We start from the raw sequence: 3,632 nt of genomic DNA on the forward strand, positions 1-3,632 counted from the left end.
GATTTCGACCGTGCAGCCGGCGGCTTCCATCGCGGCTTTGGTCTTTGGAAAGCCTGCGACGGCAATGATCTTGTGTGGGCTGGTCGGCAGCACGTTCAGGCTAAGGCCGTTGGAAGCCGCGAACTCTTCGGCGTCGCCTTCGACCAGCCGGATGTTACGCGCCTTCAGCATCTGATAGAATGGGGCCGGCAAAAGCGGTGAATGGACCAATGCGAGGTCGTCGGCCAGCGGGCTGATCACCGACATCAGATGCAGGCACGCTTCTTCGCCTTGCCACAGCGGAAGATCAAAGCCGTAGACGGAAACGCCCAGCGGCGTCAGCAGGTTGGAAACCTGCTGGATGCCTTCCTGGTTGGAGCGGACACCGCGCCCGATCACCAGCGTACGGGCATCGAGCCATACGCAATCACCGCCTTCGACCTGGCCAGGAACCTCGACGCGGCCCAGGATTGGAATGCCCAGCCTTCGGTAGGTTTCCTCATGCAGCGAGGGCTCCCTGGCGCGCAACGGCTTGCCCATGGACAGAATCAGCGCGCCGCGATCGGTCATCAGCGACGGGTCGTGCGTGAACACCGAGTCCGAAAGTCCATCCGCCGTGTCCTCGATCCATTCGATTTCGGCACCGGAAGCCGCCACCAGTTCAGCAAGGAGCGCGTGCTGCGATGCCGCTTTCGCCGGATTGAATCCGGGGCCATAGTGCCAGGCAGCCCTGTCGGCATTGCGCATGGCGTTGGCCGCCGACCGCATCAGCACGCGGCGCAGCGGCGCCGCCATGGACTGTGATCCGAAAGCGCTCATCGAAGTCCTTTTTCGCTGAAAAAAATCGAGAAAATTTCATGGAAGGCTATTTATACACTTGCACAACAAGCTCGCAAGTGCCGTAATAAGCAGGATTGACGGGCTCTCGCCGTTGGGTCCATGCTGAAGTCTGGAGCGGGGCAGTACAGCGTATATGTTAATTAGCCGGATACACGTTCGACGAACCGCAGCCGACCCGATAGAGGTCACCCGGTGAGCGTGGTGGAAGCTGCCGCAGTCCGATCCGGCAAGGCGCAGGACGGCGCCGCCGAAGCCATCCATGTCGAGAACCTGCACAAGAAGTTCGGTGAGCTGCATGTGCTGAAGGGCGTCTCGCTGTCGGCGCGCGACGGCGAGGTCATCGCCATCATCGGCGGCTCGGGCTCCGGCAAATCGACCCTGCTGCGCTGCATCAACTGCCTGGAAAACCCGACCAGCGGCATCATTCGCGTCAATGGCGAGGAGATCAAGCTCAAGGCCGACAGCCACGGCCACACCATTCCGGCCGACCGCAAGCAGATCGAGCGCATCCGCTCCAAGCTCGGCATGGTGTTCCAAAACTTCAACCTGTGGAGCCACATGACGCTGATCGAAAACGTCATCGAGGTTCCGGTGCATGTGCTTGGCGTCAAGCGCGATGTGGCGATCGGCGAGGCCGAGAGGCTGCTCGCCCGTGTCGGTCTGGCTGAAAAGCGCGACGTCTATCCGGCCTATCTGTCGGGCGGCCAGCAGCAGCGCGCCGCGATCGCCCGGGCGCTGGCCATCAATCCGCGCGTCATGCTGTTCGACGAGCCCACCTCCGCGCTCGATCCCGAACTGGTCGGCGAGGTGCTGAAGGTGATCGGCGACCTGGCGCGCGAAGGCCGCACCATGGTGCTGGTCACCCACGAGATGAAGTTCGCCCGCGAGGTCGCGACCCATGTCGTCTACCTCTACAACGGGCTGGTCGAGGAAGAAGGGCCGCCGGAGCAGATCTTCGGCGCACCGAAATCCGAAAGGCTGAAGCAGTTCATCCGCAACATCGGCTAGGCAAGCCGGGACGGAAGAAAACCGGGAACCAACAACAAACTGGGAGTCATGAAATGAAGACCGTTCTGAAGACATTTGCCGCAGCGCTGCTGCTCGGCGTCGCCGCCATGGGCGTGGCCAAGGCCGATCCGGTCAAGATCGGCGTCGCCGCCGAGCCTTATCCGCCCTTCACCTCGCCCGATGCTTCGGGCAAATGGATCGGCTGGGAGATCGACTTCATCGACGCCGTCTGCGCCGAGGAGAAGCTCGATTGCGTCATCACCCCGGTTGCCTGGGACGGCATCATCCCGGCTCTGACGACCAAGAAGATCGACCTCATCGTCTCCTCGATGTCGATCACCGCCGAACGCGCGAAGACGATCGATTTCTCGGACAAGTACTATAACACGCCGACCGCGATCATCGGCCCGAAGGACCAGAAATTCGGCTCCGCTCCGGACGACCTCAAGGGCAAGATCGTCGGCGTGCAAGTGTCGACGGTGCACGCTGTCTATGCCAAGAAGCACTTTGGCAGCACAGCCTCCGAGATCAAGGAATACCAGACCCAGGACGAGGCCAACAACGATCTGGCCGCCGGCCGTCTCGACGCGGTGCAGGCCGATTCCATCGCGCTTGGCGAATTCCTCAAATCCGACCAGGGCAAAGCCTGCTGCGACCTGAAGGGCATGGTCGCTCCCGATGACGAAGTGCTCGGACCGGGCGTCGGCGCCGGCGTGCGCAAGGAAGACACCGACCTGAAGGGCAAAATCAACGCCGGCATCAAGGCGATCCGCGCCAACGGCAAATATGACGAGATCTCGAAGAAATACTTCGATTTCGACATTTACGGCGGCGGCGGCGCGCAGTCGAACTGACGATCCTCGTATGAGCTGTGGGGTGTGGCGTCGCGCCATGCCCCACCTGCTCGATCTTTCCCAGGCATGTTTGCCGCCGACGCAGCCGTCGGCGGTTAGTCAGCACTTCGGGGGCGACGCTGATCGACGCACTTCTTTCGGCCTCCGCGGCCGGCATCACCGAGCTTCTCTCGCCCTACCCGCCAGGCTGGGGCGGGGCGCTTCTGGTTGGGCTGCTGCATTCGATCGAGATCGCGCTGGGCGCCACGTGCCTCGGCCTTCTGATCGGCACCGGCGGCGCCTATGGCAAGCTTTATGGCGGGCCGGTGGTGCGCGATCTCCTGGCGGTTTACACCACCATCGTGCGCGCCGTGCCCGAACTGGTGCTGATCCTGCTGCTCTATTACGCCGGCACCGACCTGATCAATCAGGCGCTGACGGCCATGGGTTATCAGCGCGTCGACGTGAGCGGCCTTGCCGCCGGCATCGCCGTGCTCGGCTTCGTCCAGGGCGCCTATTCGACAGAGGTGATACGCGGCGCGATCCTGGCCATTCCGCAGGGCCAGATCGAAGCCGCCCGCGCCTATGGAATGTCTCCGGGCCTGATGTTGCGGCGCATCACCTTGCCGTCAATGCTGCCCTTCGCTATTCCGGGCCTCGCCAATCTCTGGCTGATCGCCACCAAGGACACCGCGCTATTGGCTGTTGTCGGCTTCTACGAGCTGGCGCTGGCAACGCGGCAGGCAGCGGGCGTCACCAAGGCCTATTTCACCTTCTTTTTCGCGGCGGGCGTGCTCTATCTGCTTTTGTCGCTGTTTTCCAACCTCGTTATCGGCCGGGTCGAGACCTGGTCGCGGCGCGGCATGCCTTCGCTCAAGGAGGCGCGCTGATGGCCAACGAGGCGACCATCATCGACGTCGTCGCGCGAACGTCGCTGTGGCTGCAGCCGCACCGCATCGTGCTGATCCTGAT

The 3,632-nt window shown here is 62.7% G+C and carries 4 protein-coding genes; 3 read left to right on the forward strand and 1 reads right to left on the reverse strand.

Features of this window, described 5'->3' with window-relative positions; genetic code table 11:
• The coding region (locus EN994_RS22525) for an arginine deiminase family protein (RefSeq protein ID WP_127307816.1) at positions 1–798 on the reverse strand (798 nt) is incomplete at its 3' end.
• A gap of 213 nt (positions 799–1,011) precedes the next feature.
• On the opposite strand from EN994_RS22525, the gene EN994_RS22530 reads away from it, so the two are divergent.
• From EN994_RS22530 to EN994_RS22540, 3 genes are all read left to right on the forward strand, one after another.
• Entirely contained in the window at positions 1,012–1,827 is an 816-nt protein-coding gene (locus tag EN994_RS22530; RefSeq protein WP_063169844.1) for an ABC transporter ATP-binding protein, read from the forward strand.
• Positions 1,828–1,880: 53 nt separating this feature from the next.
• Complete coding sequence (locus EN994_RS22535) at positions 1,881–2,681, forward strand: transporter substrate-binding domain-containing protein (protein ID WP_063169843.1); 801 nt, start codon at positions 1,881–1,883, stop codon at positions 2,679–2,681.
• 155 nt (positions 2,682–2,836) lie between these two features.
• Positions 2,837–3,550, forward strand: coding sequence for an ABC transporter permease (locus EN994_RS22540; RefSeq protein WP_196815384.1), 714 nt, complete (start codon positions 2,837–2,839; stop codon positions 3,548–3,550).
• The last annotated feature ends 82 nt before the right edge of the window (positions 3,551–3,632 follow it).

Origin of the sequence: Mesorhizobium sp. M7A.F.Ca.CA.002.09.1.1 (assembly GCF_003998555.1) — a bacterium.
GTDB classification, from domain to species: domain Bacteria; phylum Pseudomonadota; class Alphaproteobacteria; order Rhizobiales; family Rhizobiaceae; genus Mesorhizobium; species Mesorhizobium ciceri.

Excerpts from the sequence above, each read along its gene's own strand:
- EN994_RS22535 (WP_063169843.1), top strand. The coding sequence starts at position 1,881 with ATGAAGACCGTTCTGAAGACATTTGCCGCAGCGCTGCTGCTCGGCGTC.